The sequence below is a fragment of the Lentibacillus amyloliquefaciens genome (assembly GCF_001307805.1).
GTDB lineage: Bacteria > Bacillota > Bacilli > Bacillales > Amphibacillaceae > Lentibacillus > Lentibacillus amyloliquefaciens.
Window position 1 is genome coordinate 3426412 of the sequence record NZ_CP013862.1, and the last position, 16554, is coordinate 3442965.

Annotated in this window: 10 protein-coding genes and 1 pseudogene; all 11 read left to right on the plus strand. The window is 45.0% G+C overall.

Going from position 1 to position 16554, the window contains the following annotated elements:
* Positions 1–2: 2 nt before the first annotated feature.
* The 11 genes and pseudogenes from AOX59_RS17035 to AOX59_RS17080 all read left to right on the plus strand — a co-directional run bounded on the left by AOX59_RS17035 (position 3) and on the right by AOX59_RS17080 (position 16263).
* The gene (locus AOX59_RS17035; RefSeq protein WP_237049440.1) at positions 3–1973 is read left to right on the plus strand and encodes a BglG family transcription antiterminator; all 1971 of its coding nucleotides are present in this window, start codon (positions 3–5) and stop codon (positions 1971–1973) included.
* A gap of 95 nt (positions 1974–2068) precedes the next feature.
* A complete protein-coding gene (locus tag AOX59_RS17040) occupies positions 2069–4081 on the plus strand; it encodes a fructose-specific PTS transporter subunit EIIC (protein WP_068447316.1) in 2013 nt (670 codons plus the stop codon).
* 67 nt (positions 4082–4148) lie between these two features.
* Entirely contained in the window at positions 4149–5105 is a 957-nt protein-coding gene (gene manA / locus AOX59_RS17045) for a mannose-6-phosphate isomerase, class I (RefSeq protein ID WP_068447318.1), read from the plus strand.
* A gap of 282 nt (positions 5106–5387) precedes the next feature.
* Entirely contained in the window at positions 5388–5696 is a 309-nt protein-coding gene (locus AOX59_RS17050; protein WP_068447319.1) for a PTS sugar transporter subunit IIB, read from the plus strand.
* 24 nt (positions 5697–5720) lie between these two features.
* A complete protein-coding gene (celB, locus tag AOX59_RS17055) occupies positions 5721–7016 on the plus strand; it encodes a PTS cellobiose transporter subunit IIC (protein ID WP_068447321.1) in 1296 nt (431 codons plus the stop codon).
* An 80-nt stretch (positions 7017–7096) separates the two neighbouring features.
* On the plus strand, positions 7097–7408 hold the full coding sequence (locus tag AOX59_RS17060) for a PTS lactose/cellobiose transporter subunit IIA (RefSeq protein ID WP_257720694.1): 312 nt from the start codon (positions 7097–7099) through the stop codon (positions 7406–7408).
* Positions 7409–7424: 16 nt separating this feature from the next.
* The gene (locus AOX59_RS17065; protein WP_068447323.1) at positions 7425–8813 is read left to right on the plus strand and encodes a glycoside hydrolase family 1 protein; all 1389 of its coding nucleotides are present in this window, start codon (positions 7425–7427) and stop codon (positions 8811–8813) included.
* A 21-nt stretch (positions 8814–8834) separates the two neighbouring features.
* Complete coding sequence (locus AOX59_RS17070) at positions 8835–10157, plus strand: 6-phospho-beta-glucosidase (protein WP_068447325.1); 1323 nt, start codon at positions 8835–8837, stop codon at positions 10155–10157.
* A gap of 44 nt (positions 10158–10201) precedes the next feature.
* Positions 10202–12139: a BglG family transcription antiterminator gene (locus AOX59_RS17075; RefSeq protein ID WP_068447327.1), complete on the plus strand. Its 1938-nt coding sequence runs from the start codon at positions 10202–10204 to the stop codon at positions 12137–12139.
* 145 nt (positions 12140–12284) lie between these two features.
* Positions 12285–12503: pseudogene (locus AOX59_RS19345) on the plus strand (alanine:cation symporter family protein); the annotation flags it as partial.
* A gap of 337 nt (positions 12504–12840) precedes the next feature.
* Entirely contained in the window at positions 12841–16263 is a 3423-nt protein-coding gene (locus tag AOX59_RS17080; RefSeq protein ID WP_068447328.1) for a hypothetical protein, read from the plus strand.
* Positions 16264–16554: the final 291 nt, after the last annotated feature.

Here is a 16554-nt window from a genome sequence, read left to right on the forward strand (position 1 = left end):
CAATGTCAGCTATGATAATAGAAGGATTTATCAAACGGTGGACGGTGTTTAAGATGAACCGCAGACAAAAAGAATTATTACGGATTTTACTGACGGATATAGATGAATTTCTACATGTCGGGGATTTGGCAGAGGAACTGGATTGTTCAGAAAAGACAGCGCGGAATGATTTGAATAAGATCGATACGTTGCTTCAAGAATACCCGTCTGTTGAATTAAGACGAAAACGGGGGACCGGCGTTTCGCTTTCTGCCGGCAGTAAGGATAGAGTGAAATTATTTAATCGTATTTATCAGACTGAAGCAATATCCGCAGACGATCGTTTATTGGAAATGGCCTACCAGCTGCTTGTAAGTGATAAGCCGCTGACATTGGCCAGTCTTGCAGAGAAATATTATAGCAATCGAACAACAGTCAGGGATGAACTGGGCAGAATTTCCCGCTGGCTTGAAGGTTATGATCTGGCGCTGATATCAAAGCAGCGCCTCGGTCATCTTATTAAAGGAAAAGAATTAAACAAACGCAATGCGCTGGCGAATCTGTCGGAGTTGATCCCATCTGAGTCACGGGAAAAGCAACAGGTTCTTCAGTTATTCCCTCAACATGAAATCAATACACTCAGAAAACTGCTGCGTGATTTACAGGCGCATTATCCTGTTCGTTTGACGGATGGCGAATTTGAAAGCCTGTTGATCCACGCCTTAATTATGATTAAACGAACCCGTCAGCGCTCACCGATTGTGCTCGGTCAGTCAGATGATGACACTGGTGTAAAGCTGGATACTTACCATATGACAGCCTGGCTTCTCAATCGGCTGGAAAATGCATTGAGTGTGTCGTTTCCGGAAAATGAGTATGTTTATTTCACGTGGCATCTGGAAAGCTGCAGAACTGCACACAACGGGGAAAAGGCAAAATCTGATGGTTTAGTGGCCGGCGTTGTCAGTCAGATGACGTCACAGTTAAGGCGCATGACGATGATCAGGTTTGAGGATGACAAGGTATTGAAAGATGGTCTCGAGACCCACCTCGCCTCGGCCTTAAACCGTATCAGATACGGGCTTACCATCAGAATGCCCATGCTCTCAGAAATTAAAAAGAAATATGCTTATATGTTCAGTATGGTGATTCTGGCTGTCGAAAAAATAAATGAAAGCTATGATTTAAATATCCCCGAAGATGAAGCAGCCTATCTTGTCCTGCATTTTCAAGCCTCGATTGAACGGGTGCAAAAGGAGAAAACGCCGGTTAAACAGACCGTGATTGTTTGTGATCTTGGCGTCGGGATGTCTCATTTGCTGCAGGCAAAACTGGAACAGTCCTACCAGGATGTTGAAATCCTTGCCAGTATCAGTCAAAGAGAACTGCCGGCATTTCTGGAAAAACATGATACGGATATGATTATTTCCACTACAGATATTAACCATTTCGATGCTCCGGTGATTGTAGTTTCCCCGCTTCTTGAATCCGATGATAAAGAGCGACTGGAGCAGTTTCTGCAATCAATTGATCAGGAAGGAACGAACGAGAACGAGATGTTAAATACGCTTAAGCAGTTAGTGGATCCTGAAACAATCTATCTGGGGATGAATTTGGAACATCGGTTTGAAATCGTTGAAATGCTTGCAAGTAATCTTGTGCGGGAAGGATTTGCTGAACAGAAGTTTGTCCACAGTGCGATGTTAAGGGAAATGTCATCAGCAACGGCAATCGGCGGCGGTGTCGCCATTCCGCACGCTGATCCGGATTTCGTGAAGGAGTCAGTTGTATACCTGGCGGTGCTTCGAGAGCCCTTGCAGTGGGGTAACGAAATGGTCTCCGTCGTGTTTCTTTTGGCGATTTCCAAAGACGATCAGGAAATGACAAAATCGCTCATGCAGACGATCGCATCCATCAGTCAAAATCCATCTCTCATGGAAAAATTAAACGAAGCAGAAAACATATCTGATATTCTGACAGTGTTCGAGCAATAATTCATTTTTTTCCGGGTCTCCGGTAAAAATGAATTATTTTTTTGACATGAAAGGGCTTTATAATGGGAAATAGATTCGAAGGGGAGGGTATTAATATGCGACTATTAGCTGTAACCGCGTGTCCGGTCGGCATTGCGCACACGTACATGGCTGCTGAAAATCTGCAACAGGCGGCAGATGATATGGGCGTGGATATGAAAGTCGAGACACAGGGGTCGATTGGAGCAGAAAACGAGCTTACCGAAAAAGATATAGAAGAAGCAAATGGCATTATTATTGCCAGTGATAAAGATATTTCAAAAGAACGGTTCGCCGGGAAGAAGTTGCTTGTCGTCGGTGTTCAGGAAGGGATTCGCAATCCGGAGCAATTGATCAATCAGGTGCAGAGTGATGATGTGCCGGTTTATCAATCTGAGTTGAAGTCGGCGGATACGGTAAAAAAAGAGCGCAAGGAAAAGGAAAACCCGATTTACCGCCACTTGATGAATGGTGTCTCCTACATGATTCCGTTTATCGTTGTCGGTGGTTTGTTGATTGCAATCTCACTGGCGCTTGGAGGCGAGCAGACTGATGGAGGAATTGTCATCCCGGAAGATTCATTCTGGAAGCAGATTGAAAACATTGGTAATGCTTCATTTAGTTTCATGGTGCCAATTCTGGCCGGGTTCATTGCTGTCAGTATCGCTGACCGTCCAGGCCTTGTTCCGGGTATGATTGGCGGTTATATTGCGGCTACCGGCAGTTTTTACGGCAGTGAAGCCGGTGCTGGTTTTATCGGCGGCATTATTGCCGGTTTTCTTGCAGGCTATGTTGTGCTTGGCATTAAGAAGATTAAAGTACCACAGGCGGTACAGCCGGTTATGCCGATTATATTTATTCCGATTATCGCCTCGCTGGTCGTTGGTGTGCTGTTTATCACCGTGATCGGCGCGCCTGTTGCAAGTATTTTTGCGTCATTGACAACGTGGCTTGAAAGCATGCAGGGTGCCAGTTCGATTGTTCTCGCGTTGATTCTCGGTGCGATGATTGCTGTTGATATGGGCGGACCGTTCAATAAAGTGGCATTTCTGTTTGGTTCGGCCATGATAGCAGAAGGAAACTTTGAAATCATGGGACCGATAGCGGTTGCCATTTGTGTTCCACCGATGGGTATGGGACTTGCAACATTTTTGAATAAACGCAAGTATCAGCCGGCTGAAAAAGAAACCGGAAAAGCATCCTTCACGATGGGTTTATTCGGGATTACAGAAGGGGCGATTCCGTTTGCTGCACAGGATCCGCTCCGTGTTATCCCAAGTATTATGGTCGGTTCGATGACCGGATCGGTGATTGCGATGCTCGGTAATGTCGGTGATCGTGTCGCCCACGGCGGACCAATCGTTGCGGTTCTAGGTGCGGTCGATAATGTGCTGATGTTCTTTATCGCAGCGATTATCGGTACGATTGTAACAGCTGTCATGATTAATCTGTTGAAGAGAGATGTGATGCCCGCTCCTGCTGTTGCGACACCTGAGGGCGTGAGCGTAACGGCAGATGAAGCGGGTGATGCGACGGATGAATCGGCTGAATCAAATGCGACTGATCAAGCTGACGCATCAGAACAGAAAACACCGGCAGAAAATGTAGAGATCAATAAACTGACGGATATCCTTAACCGGAATTTGATGACGATGCAAGTGGCTGGTTCAACACAGGAAGAAGTGGTTGATGAATTTATTCAGATGCTCGACAAGGAGAACCGTATTGCCTCGACAGAAACTGTGAAACAAGCTATTTTCGACCGTGAAAATGAAAGCTCAACCGGTCTAGGTATGAATATTGCCATTCCGCATGCCAAATCGTCTGCGGTTAAGCATCCGGCTGTTGTTTTTGGCATCAGCCGGGATGGAATCGACTGGAAGAGCCTTGACGGGTCGGATGCGAAATTGATCTTCATGATTGCGATACCGGAAGAACGCGCAGGGGATGATCATTTGAAAATCCTGCAAATGCTATCACGAAAGCTGATGGATGATTCATTCCGTGAGCAATTGATGAATGCTGAAACGAAAGAAGAAGCATACGAACTGCTCGATTCGATTGGCGAGGGGTCTGTCCCTCTTCAGTAAGCTTATTATAGCATAGAGGTATAAGTGACATATTTGGGAGTTAAAATTCTCAACAGGAGGGCAACAAATGTATAACAAGCCGATTTTCCTAAAGCCCGTTTTCCAGGAAAAGATCTGGGGCGGCGAAAAATTAAAAACTGTTTATCATTATGACATTCCATCAGAGCGAACCGGGGAGGCCTGGGTGATTTCGGCGCACGCGAACGGACCGAGTGTCATTGAAAACGGCCCGTTAAAAGGGCAAACATTGGCCGAAGCCTGGAAATCCCATGGTGAGCTTTTCAATAAATCAGCCGATAATCATGAAGCCTATCCGCTGCTTGTCAAAATTTTGGACGCCAATGATGATCTGTCGGTACAAGTGCATCCGGATGATACGTTCGCTCGGGAAGTGGAAGGTGTTCCATATGGCAAAACGGAATGCTGGTATATATTGGATGCAGACCCCGGTTCGGAACTTATTCTGGGGCATCACGCGGAGACGAAGCAGGACCTGGAGCAGATGATGGCGCGGGGTGAATGGGATACGCTTCTCAGGCGAGTTAAGGTACAACCCGGTGATTTCGTCTATGTGCCAAGCGGGACCATTCATGCGATCGGCGGCGGCATTGTCATCCTGGAAACACAGCAGAGCTCGGATACGACCTATCGTGTTTATGATTACGACCGAACTGATGCAGATGGCAACGAACGGGAACTGCACCTTGAAAAAGCCGCATCGGTAACAAACGTGCCGCATCAGGTGCCTGAGTTGAATCAGGAAGAAGCTCATTCGGGAGATTTGACGATGACGAAGCTTGTCGAAAATAATTATTTTGGCGTGAGCAGGTGGGTGCTGAATGGACAAGCGGAACAGACAATGCAGGCTGACTTTCTGCAGGTCAGCGTGATTAAAGGTGATGCTGTCATTGCCGTGGACGGAAAACAATTTGAAATTGAGAAAGGCACGCATTTTATACTGCCGCATGGAATCGGAAAATACGAACTGTCAGGCGAGGCTGAGTTTGTGGTATCTTGGGTTTAATAAAAACTGCCGCGCAGTTGCCCCGTTAATAAAAACACATGATGAATCTGCCGCAATTACAACGATTGCGGCTTTACTTATGGAGTTAGATAATATACGACTCTCTAAAGGTCAAAACGGGTGAAAAACGGTGGAAACGTCCTAAAAGAATCGGAAACGAAAGCACTCGAGGTGACAATAGTAAAACTTTCCTATATCCGACGGAAAAATATTGCGTCTAAATGTAAACGCTTTTATATTACAATGAAACTATCTTCAAAATAAACGGGAGGAAGGTAAACGATGAAAGAAATCTTATTGGCATGCTCTTCAGGAATGTCTACAAGTCTATTAGTCAAGAAAATGGAAGAAGAAGCAGAAAATAGGGGGGTTGATGTCAGGATATGGGCAGTTGCACAGGACAAGGCTGTCCAAGAATTAGAAAATGCTGATGTTTTGCTGATTGGTCCGCAAATGCGATTTATGAAGAAGAAATATGCAAAGACAGCTGAAGAGGCGGGAACACCGCTCGATGTCATCGACCCTGTCTCTTATGGACGCGTTGATGGAAAAGCTGTATTGGATCATGCACTTAAGCTGATTGATGGTTAATCAATACAAAGGGGGAATATAAAAATGAATACGTTTATGGACAAACTTGAAAACGTATTAATGCCAGTTGCGGATAAGCTGAATAATAATCGCTATTTAACCGCTTTGCGGGATGGATTTATGATTGCATTGCCGCTGATTATTTTCGGTTCGATTTTTGTTGTGCTGGCAAATCTGCCATTTTTAGATTTGTTAATTGGCGAGGAAGCCTATGCAACCTATCAGAGTGCTCTGGGCCCTGCGTCTGCTGCAACGCTTAGCATTATGGGTGCTTTTGTTATCATTGGTATTGGCACGAAACTAACACAGTCGTATGATATCGAAGGAATCTTCGGTGGTGTGGCAGCATTTGCGGCGTTTCTTATTTTGACACCGCAGACGGTGGATGATGTGTCCGGCGTCATCCCGACTTCAGTTCTTGGTGCAGAAGGAATGTTTGTTGGGATCTTTACAGCCTTTATTGCTGCAGAGCTTTATAGATTTTTTGTCCAGAAAGACTGGACTATCAAGATGCCGGCGGGTGTACCGGAAGCCGTATCACGGTCATTTAGTGCTTTGATACCGATTACGATGACACTCAGTATATTTTTAGTGATTCGTATTATTTTCAGTTATACACCATTTGACACCGTTCAGAACTTTATCTATACCATTATACAAGAGCCGTTGACAGCTTTGGGGAGCGGTTTGCCGGCAACTATTATCGCAGTACTTCTCATTCAGGTATTCTGGTTCTTTGGGCTTCATGGTCAGATTATTATCAATTCGGTTTTTGATCCAATCTGGTATGCTTTAAATGATGAAAATCTTCAAGCGTTTCAGGCAGGCGGCGAATTACCGAATATCGTGACGAAGCAGTTTATTGATACATTCCTTGTCGGCATGGGCGGATCAGGTATGACACTCGCAGTTGTTATCGGTATTTTCCTGATTGGACGAAGCCGGCAGCTGAAAGAACTCGGCAAGTTGGGTGGTCCTCCGGGTATTTTTAACGTGAACGAACCGATTATTTTTGGGCTGCCAATTATCATGAACCCGCTGGCAATTATTCCATGGCTATTGACACCGGTAGTTATTACGTTCATAACGTATTTTGCAATGGCGACAGGATTGGTGCCGAAACCGGCCGGGATTATTGTGCCGTGGACAACACCGGTTGGCTTGAGTGGATTCTTGGCGACCGGGAATGCTTGGCAGGGTGCTGTCCTGCAAGTCTTTAATATGGCAGTGGTGTTCTTGATATGGTGGCCATTCCTGAAAATCCTTGATAAAAGCTATTATGAATCTGAGAAAAAAAGTGAAAACGATCAGGCAGGCTAATCATCCAATAATGGCCTTGTTAACTGGGAGGGCCATTCTTAAGGTTATTGAAAATCGATCTTCTTTAGAGGTGAATACACGTGACAACCAACAATATAACTGAAACAGCTTTTCAAATCATTCTTTATGCCGGCAATGGCAAGTCTAATGCAATGGAAGCCATACAGGAAGCAAAAGAAGGAAACTTTGCAAAATCGGATGAGCTGATAGAAGCGGCCGGCGAGGAACTTAATAAAGCGCACGATTATCAAACGAAATTGCTCCAGGGTGAAGCTAATGGTGAGGAGTCTCCATTAAACCTGATGCTGGTTCATTCCCAGGATCATCTGATGACATCAATGACGGTCCGGGATCTCGCAGTTGAACTCGTAGAAATTTACCGAATTAAATAGAAAGGCGGTATACACAATGACACTACCATATCAATTTCCTAAAGACTTCTGGTGGGGAAGCGCAACTTCAGCTACGCAAATTGAAGGGGGTGCATCAGAAGGCGGTAAGGGCAAAAACATTTGGGATCATTGGTACGAAACTGAATCAAATCGTTTCTTTGATAATGTCGGACCGGAAACGACGTCGGATTTCTATCATCACTATAAAGAAGATATTCAGCGGATGGCTGAAATCGGCCATAATACATTCCGGTTCTCGATTTCATGGGCAAGGCTGATTCCCGGCGGACGCGGCGAAGTCAACCAGGAAGCTGTTACATTTTACAACAATGTCATTGATGAGCTTCTGGCAAACGGCATCGAACCTTTCGTGAATCTGTTTCATTTCGATATGCCGTTGGAATTGCAGGAAGAAGGCGGATGGGAAAAGAGAGCGGTAGTAGACGCCTACGCTCAATATGCGGATGAATGTTTCCGGTTGTTCGGTGACCGTGTGTCAAAATGGTTCACGTTCAATGAGCCGATTGTACCGGTTGAGGGCGGGTATTTATATGACTTCCACTATCCGAATATTGTTGATGCCAAGCGTGCCTTCCAGGTTGCGTATAATACCATGATTGGGCATGCAAAAGCAGTTGACGCCTTCCGGAAGCATGATGTAAAGGACGGCCGGATTGGGATTATTCTTAATTTGACGCCGTCATATCCGAGAAGCCGGAATCCTGCTGATTTAAGGGCATCAAGAATTGCGGATTTATTTTTCAACCGGAGTTTTCTGGATCCGGCTGTTTTGGGCGAATACCCACAGGAACTGATTGATCTGCTGGAGGAACACGGTCATCTGCCGCAAACGAAGAAAGGTGATTCAGACTTATTGAAAGCTAATACAGCGGAAATTCTTGGCGTTAACTACTATCAGCCGCGCCGTGTCAAAGCAAAAGAGAATCTGCCTAATCCGTATGGCCCGTTCATGCCGGACTGGTTCTTCGATATGTATGAGATGCCCGGCCGGAAAATGAACCCATACCGCGGCTGGGAAATCTATGAAAAAGGCGTCTATGACATTATGATGAATCTGAAAGAAAACTATGGAAACATCCCATCATTCATATCCGAAAATGGCATGGGTGTGCAGAATGAAGAGCGTTTTAAAGAAAATGACGAGATTCAGGATGATTATCGGATTGAATTTATCCGGGAACACCTAAAATGGCTGCATAAGGCGATTGAAGAAGGAGCCAATGCGAAAGGATATCACCTATGGTCATTCATGGATAACTGGTCATGGATGAATGCATATAAAAACCGTTATGGCTTCTTCTCAGTTGATCTGGAAACTAAAGAGCGAACGGCGAAGAAAAGCGCCCATTGGATTAAGTCCGTTGCCGAAAAAAATGGTTTTTAATCAGGAGGTGACATTAAAATTATGGCTGGTATTAAAATTGTAACGATAGGTGGCGGGTCCAGCTATACGCCGGAACTCGTCGAGGGATTTATTAAGCGGTATGATAAATTGCCTGTCAAAGAATTATGGCTTGTTGATGTCCCCGAAGGCAAAGAAAAGCTTGAAATTGTTGGTGCACTGGCAAAACGAATGGTTGAAGATGCGGGAGTTCCGATTGATGTTCATCTGTCATTGGATCGGCGTGAAGCCCTGCCCGGCGCTGACTTTGTTACGACACAAATCCGAGTCGGTCAGCTGGATGCGCGTGCCAAAGATGAATCGATTCCGTTGAAATATGGCGTTATCGGGCAGGAGACCAATGGCCCGGGCGGTTTATTTAAAGGGCTAAGAACAATCCCTGTGATTTTAGATATTTGCCGGGACATTGAAGTGCTCTGTCCTGATGCATGGTTAATTAACTTTTCAAACCCGGCCGGCATGGTAACTGAAGCTGTGTTGCGACACAGCAATATCTCCAAAACAGTTGGCTTATGCAACGTTCCGGTCGGCATGCGAATGGGTGTCGCCGAGATGCTCGATGTCGATAGTGATCGGGTGCAAATTGATTTCGCCGGATTAAATCATATGGTTTACGGCTTGAATGTTTACTTGGATGGTAAAAATATAACGGAAAATGTGCTCGAACAATTGGTAAGCGGTGAAGGTCTGACGATGAAAAACATTGTTGATTTAGGCTGGGAAAAAGATTTTATTAAAGGATTGGGTGCTTTGCCATGCCCGTATCACCGTTATTATTATCAAACAAGCAAAATGCTGGAAGCGGAACAAAAAGATTTTGCGGAAAAGGGGTCGCGCGCACAAGTCGTTCAACAGCTGGAAAAGGATTTGTTTGAACTTTATAAAAATCCTGATCTTTCGGTAAAACCGGAGCAGCTGGAAGAACGGGGCGGTGCTTACTATAGTGATGCAGCCTGCAGTTTGATCAATTCGATTTATAATGATAAACGTGATATTCAGCCGGTGAACACACGAAATAATGGCGCAATCTTAGGTCTCCCGGCTGATTCGGCGGTTGAAGTGAATTGTGTTATCACAAAAGACGGGCCGCGGCCGATTGCTGTCGGTGACTTGCCGGTCGCTGTCAGGGGGCTCATCCAACAGATCAAGTCATTTGAACGCGTCAGTGCCGAAGCGGCTGTAACAGGCGATTATCAAAAGGCGATGCTTGCCATGACAATTAACCCGCTGGTTCCGTCTGACTCAATTGCTAAAGCTATTCTCGATGAAATGATGGAAGCGCACCGCGATTATTTACCCCAATTTCTGAAAGCTGCTACGCCATAAGAGAGCTTCGGAATATTAGCCGGAGCACAAGGAGAAGAAACATAATGCTGAATGCCAGAATGAAAAATATATTACGTGAATTGATGGCACTGACCTCACCGATAACAGGTGATTATCTGGCCAATATCAATCAGGTCACATCACGGACAACAAGAAATGATGTGAAGAACCTGAATGCCATCATTTCGGAATACGATGCGCAAATCCATACTGTTATGGGAAAAGGTTATCAGCTTGAAATCACCGATGATCATCAATTCAGGCAGTTTCTTGGAAGCGTTTTTAATGAAGGTGTCTCAGATAACCGCCTGACTCCCAGTCTCCCTGAAGAACGGACAGCATACTTGATTAAACGGTTCTTGCTCAGTAATAGTTATTTAAAACTGGATGATTTGGCTGATGAGATTTTCGTCAGTAAATCGACCATCCAAAATGACTTGAAAAACGTCAAGGACGTGTTGCAAAGTTATAACATCCATCTGGAACCCAAACCAAATCATGGTTTGAAAGCTGTTGGTGACGAGCTGAAACTCAGGTTTTGCATGGCTGAATATATTTTTGACCGGTCTGAAGAATTAGGTGACAAACTGCCGGAGGAGCTTTTTTCTTCTTTGAATAAAAAAGATATGGATGCCGTGCTTAACATAATCGTTGAGGAGATTAATGATAATGACATTACATTATCGGATATTGCCATCAACAATCTCCTGATTCATATTGTCATCGCATATAAACGGATTCGGGAAGGTTACCACGTTTCTTTGTATCATACAGATTTTGAAGAAATTGCCGAAAAGAGGGAATTTAATGTAGCCGAACGTATTGTTAAAAAAGTCCAGTCGGCATTTGGTGTCACTTTCCCGGAAGAGGAAGTTGCTTATGTCGGCATTCATTTATTGGGGACGAAAATGTTTTCAGTAACAGGTGCAAATGACGAAAAAACAATTAGCCACCTGATTGAGCCGGATACGTATCAATTGGTGGAAGCAATCCTTACGAAGATAGAAGAGAAAATGAATTTGAAGATCAATTGGGATCAGGAATTAATCATGGCGCTTGGTCTGCATTTGAAACCCGCTATTAATCGGTACAAATATGGCATGAATATCCGTAACCCGATGCTGGATGATATTAAACGCAATTATCCTTTGGCATATGAAGCGGGAATCATTGCCGGTCTGGCAATTGAAGAACATACCGGTTCGGAAATCAATGAAAATGAAATCGGCTATTTGGCATTGCACATCGGTGCGGCTATGGAACGCCGCAAAATGGAGGATGGTCCTAAGCGTTGTTTAATCGTCTGTGCGTCCGGTATTGGCAGTGCCCGTTTGCTGTATTATCGGATTAAGTCAAAGTTTGAAGGCAAATTGGATGTTATCGGAACAACTGAATATTACAAACTGGACGAATTTGATATGGACAACATTGATTTTATTATCAGTTCCGTACCGATACGGGCAAATATTTCGATACCGGTCATTGAAGTGAATTCTATCCTTGGCAAGCAGGATATCGAGAATATCGAATCATTCCTTATTGAACATGAGCAATCGATTCATGAATATTTTCAGCCTGAACTGCTGCATTTCAGGAAGAGTTTCGATTCCAAAGAAGATGTACTGCAGTTTATGTGTGGTTATTTACATGAAAAAGGCTTGATTGATGATGAATTTCTTGATGCCATATACGAGCGGGAAAAAGTTGCCCCCACCGCTTATGGCAACCTTGTGGCTATCCCTCACCCAATTTCACCACAATCGGACGAGACGTTTTTGTCCGTCTGTACGCTGGAATATCCGATTAAATGGGAAGACCAGCCGGTACAATTTGTCTGTGTGCTAAGTGTTAAACGAAACAGCATGGAAGATTTGCAGTCAATGTATGAATTGCTTGGCCAAATAATTGATAGCCCGGCTCTAGTTCAAAACTTGATCAAAGCAGAATCATACGATGAGTTTTTGAAAGTATTGCTGCGTTAAATAAACTGTCAGGACGGCTACTCCGTTTCAAGGTAGATTGGAATCGTTCCCTCACCACTATGTATATCTGACTCCCCGCAGATGATTGCCTTAACAACTGCAACGCTTTTACATCAAGTGTTTTTATGAACCGGACAAAGGCTTAAATCCAACTGCCGTTAAAGCTTACCGCACCGTCTTCGTTCTGTTCATTTTTGTCGGTGCAACAGTGCCGCTGGATGTGATCTGGACGCTGGCAGACGTCTTGAATGGTCTCATGGCAGCACCCAACCTGATCGGCTTGCTTGGGTTGTCAGGTGTCATCGTTTATGAAACAAAGCGCTTCCAGAAAAAGGCGAAGGAAGAAAGCAAAAAAGCATCATAAGTTTTGCAGGAACACTCCCCGTTTATCACGTGAACGGGGAGTGCTTTTTTGTCCGGCTGGGCGCATGAGAGGGCGGGCTCACGGGCTCTGCGCGGTGGGCATGTTTGGAACGGAGCGCATGCGCTGCACAAAATTGGCGGACTACGCGAAATCTGGGGAACACCGCGCGAAACACAGATATTCCATCGCTGCTACTCGAAAGCTCCTCCGTAAACTACCCTTGCGTTACAATCCCTCGCTTACTTAACGATAGGAAACGGTCATTTAGATACACGACACGGTGTGGTAGAATTAACTTGAGAATATTTTGAACGTGCGGCAGAGGGGGCGGCGTTTCATGGATCATGAAAATTTTAGGTCAAAACAGCGAATCGTCAAGGAAGAGCTGGAGCAGCTTGAAGAGGCGCAGTACATATCATCTGAAGTATCCCAACAAGTTGTTGAGGCGCATGATCGGTATTATGCCGATCTTAAACAACAGGAAGCGGAAAAAGAGAGAGGGGAGATGGCGATCCAAGAAGAAGAACAGTCCCCTGAAATTCCGGAAACGAAGCCGGTTAAACAAAAGAAAACATTATCAGCAAAAGAAGTACGGGATCGCAATATTACCTGGTCATTGAATCTTGGGGTCGTGCTGCTCTTGATTGGCGGTTTGGTACTTGCGACAAGTACGTGGGAAACGCTTGCCAATTGGATGAAATCGGGATCAATTGCGCTTGTCTCTCTCTTGTTTTTCGGTCTTGCCGTGTTTACGATGCGAATATTGAAAATCGAAAAAACAGCATTCGCTTTTTATGTGCTTGGCGGCTTGTTTTTGCCAATAACGATTCTGTCGGTCGGCTATTTTGAATTGCTCGGTTCCTATTTTTCATTTGCCGGTGACGGTCGTTATTTATTCGGGGCTGCGGGAAGTCTCATCATACTGCCAATCTATCTTCAGCTTGCTGATAAACTGTCATCACGGCTGTTTGTCTGGTTTTCCTATATTACAGTGACAGTTTTAGCAGGATTTTTATTGGCGGCGCTGTATTTGCCGGCAGATGGCTTTTACCTTGGCATCATGCTGTTTAATGCATTCCTTCTGTTTATATACAGCCGGTTGAGGGACAATCAGCGCATCGAGTTGTTTATGAAGGAATTTGTTCCTTATATCCAATGCAGTATGATCCTTTCGACCTTGCTGATGCTTATTTTCTATAATCATGAATTATTGTATGGCTTTAATTTGCTGATCACGGCGATACTTTATTTTGCCATGATTTATGTCGCGGAGCATAAGGAATATAGCTTTGTCTTCAGTGCCATGCTGGTTTATGGTGCATACCAGCTGATCGAGTTCTCTGCTGTAGAGGAGACGGGGCCAATTGTTTATGCGTTGTTGGGCTTTGTCTTTCTGACGATTCCAAAAGTCATTGACGATGATCATGCGTTAAAACGAATTTTTCGTTATACAAGTGCTGTGGTGTCGGCGTGTGCATTTTTGTACATCAGTTTCGAGGGACTCGTTCTGAGAATGAATGAGCTCTCGGTTATCATGCTGCTGGCATATGTCCTGATCGCATTGAATTTCGCATTTCTTACCAACATGACAAAACGGCGTTTATTTGCTTATTTGAGTCCTGTATTTTTGATGAGTGCCTTCTATGAAATGGCTTTGTTTAGCCGGGAGTGGTTCGGTTATGACGGATTGATGCTGCCGCTGTTTGTCATGGGGCTGATTCTCTATGGCGTTTTTGGCTGCTTGATCAAAACACCTTTTTTCCAAAGGATGAAGGCAAGTTCACGGGATGTCGGCGGCATTGTGATGCTGCTTGCTGTTTTGGCGGATTTTGTCGTTATGAACTTATGGCAGACAGGCACGATGCTGCTGTTGATAAGCATAACTGCTTTGCTTACGGCACGCTATGAGGGAAGAATTGTTTTAGCAAAAAGTGCTACGTGGATTCATGCCGCATCATTGGGTCTTTCTGTCATGATGTTCTATGCAGCTGCGGACGGGGGAAGTGCTATATACGATAATAATCCATTCCAAGCGGAGAGCTTTGTTTTGGCGGGGCTTGTTGTTCTTTTGGCAAGCTTTGGATGGCAGCGCGTCAATCAAACTGTTTTTGCGGAACATGCATTTTTCGCAGCTTTCGGTTTCTACGGGCTTGGTATGTGGCAGGCATTCAGCTTTGACGTTGATGCTGTCATGCGTGCGGTGATCATGCTGGGTGGGGTGGCCATGGCTTATTTGCTTTACCGGAAAACAAAGTGGATGGCCGTAACGTACGTTGTCAGCGGTATTTCCCTATTGTTGTATATAACCGCGCTTATCGCACTTCATTCGGAAATGGGTATTGAATCGGAGCTTTTCCAGTCACTGCAATTTGTATTGGGCGCACTTCTGCTGCTGGCTGCCGGCGTCCTGGCCGGAAAGTATGATGCTAATCTAAGGAAAAGTTTTGGGTGGGCAGGACATCTTTTCTTGCCGCTTGCTCTACTTGTCAGTTTACTCTTTTTTGAGGAAACAACAGTCTGGGCATTTTTCATGGCGGCTGTCGTTTATGCGATAAGTCTTCGCTTTGTGCAAGCGGAATGGCTGGTTTTAAGCTTTTTATATGGCTGTTTCACGGCAGTTTGGATTGGAATGGTTCAATGGTTTGTTTTGCTGGAACTGGCAGAACCGATTCCATATGCGGCGCTCTTGACGAGTATCATGCTTGCTGTCGGGTGGTATGTCAGTCAACCGGCATGGACGAGACGGATGGCGTTTTACGTTGTGCCTTTTTCCGTGTTTGGCATGTTCCTGTTCACGCTTGTGCCGGACTTTGATGGGACGCTATTTGGTGTGACATTGCTTTATGCTGTCGTGACGCTGTTTATGATGCATCAGGAACAATGGAATCTGTTTAGTGTCTTTCCGCTTGTGCTTGTCTATCGGGTTTTATGGCTGTATGACGGGGCGGTTCTATCACCGGAATATGTCATGCAGTTCAGGCTTGTTGTGTTTGCCGGTGTGCTTCTGGCGGCCGGATTGCTTATGTACACGGTTGTCTATCAGGAGCAAAGGAATCGGGATATACCGGTCAAGCTGGATTGGTATTCGGTTGTCGGTTTTGCTGCGCTGTTGAGCTTATATGACGTTCCGGCAGAAGCATTATGGGCAAAACTGCTGCCCGGACTGCTCGTTTCTCTGTTTGTGGTATTACAGCGAAAACGTATGCCATATGTACCGGCAAAATGGGCTGTTTTCGGTGCATGTGTCTATTTGCTCGAGCCTTATTATGTACTGCTTGGCAATCTGCAAACACCGGATTTAATCGAACGGGAATTGTATGTGCTGCCATGGGTGGCTGCCGTTATTTTCTTGAAAGTAGTCTCAGGCAGAAAGTATACAAGACTTGTTAACTATATCCAATGGGCGATTCTTGTCATTGTATCACTTCTGCTGATTCAGGACGGTCTGGCAAGTTCGACGATTTATGACGCATTGATTGTCGGCGGGCTTTCCCTCGCCTCGATGCTTGGGGGGATGATTTATCAACGAAAGGCATTCTTCTTTGTCGGTGCAGGTGTATTGCTGTTGAACGTTTTTCTGCAAACTCAGGACTACTGGGGGAATCTGCCATGGTGGGCGTACCTCCTGATTGCAGGCTCCATTTTAATCGCGGTGGCAAGCTATAATGAATGGCACAAACAAAAAACAGCAGACGGCAAAACAACAATGGCCTCCAAGTTTTATCAAAACGTTTTGCAGAAGATTAAGCGGTGGGAATAAAGGTGTGGGACAGCCTCCTTGGACCGGGCAGACGGAGATTAAGGCTGCCGCTGCCCCTTGAGTCACATTTAACGCTGCTGTCCTATGTGGGCCCGTTATTAAGGTGGGGGATCAACTGCCAGTAAATGAGGAAAAAGCTGCCCAATGACATGCTGAAATTGCCGGTGAGTGCGTGAGTGCCTTTGGAAAATTTCTAGAAATTGAATTGGATGGCATCCCTTTTTTAGACGGAAGTAAATGGAGGCATGGCATGCTTTGTAGGTAATCCTTATGGGCAAAAACAATCCTATT